Origin of the sequence: Xanthomonas prunicola (genome assembly GCF_002846205.1) — a bacterium.
GTDB classification, from domain to species: Bacteria; Pseudomonadota; Gammaproteobacteria; order Xanthomonadales; family Xanthomonadaceae; genus Xanthomonas; species Xanthomonas prunicola.
Genome location: NZ_PHKV01000072.1, coordinates 1 through 572 on the forward strand (window position 1 = coordinate 1; position 572 = coordinate 572).

Consider the following 572-nt stretch of genomic DNA (forward strand, 5'->3'; position numbering starts at 1 on the left):
GATTGGTAACTAAGCCCGTTCGTTTGGAGCTGCTTCAGTGCTGCATACTGCGGATCGTCGGTTGGTACCCCATCCGCGCAACGGACATATGCGCAAGCAGCTGCTGTGAGTCGGTACTGCTCGTCCTCAGATTTTCCTTCTTTCAGTCGCTCCAGGGCTTTTGCTTCTACCTGATGCAATTGCCGATTATTAGCGTCTTCATTGAACGCCGTTGCCGCACCTGCCGAGCCGCCGACTGCCGCTCCTATGCCAGCCGCTAGTCCGGCACCGACCGCCTGCTTCACGCCTTCGGGCAAATTTTTTGTAAGTTCATCAATGCGCGGAGCCGCGTAGGCTGCTACGCCTGAGCCCAAAGCTCCCTGGGCTCCACCGCCTAGTAGCCCCATCGCCGTATGGGCAGCCACACGGTATTCGCCGCCTTCGTCCCACTTGGCGGCCTCGTCCTCTTTGCCCTGCAAGCGCAATTGCGTGGCTTTCGTTGAGGCGTAATCCCCGACTGCCTTGCTTGCCTGCTGCCCAAACGTTGCAGTGATCTCGGCCCCAGCACTGACCTGCTGCTGCAACTTCTGCCC

Annotated in this window: 1 protein-coding gene; it reads right to left on the reverse strand. The window is 59.3% G+C overall.

Translation table 11 applies throughout. From position 1 onward, the window contains the following. Nucleotides 1-572 (reverse strand): hypothetical protein (locus XpruCFBP8353_RS24445; protein ID WP_243391213.1); only part of this gene is annotated, 572 nt, incomplete at both ends.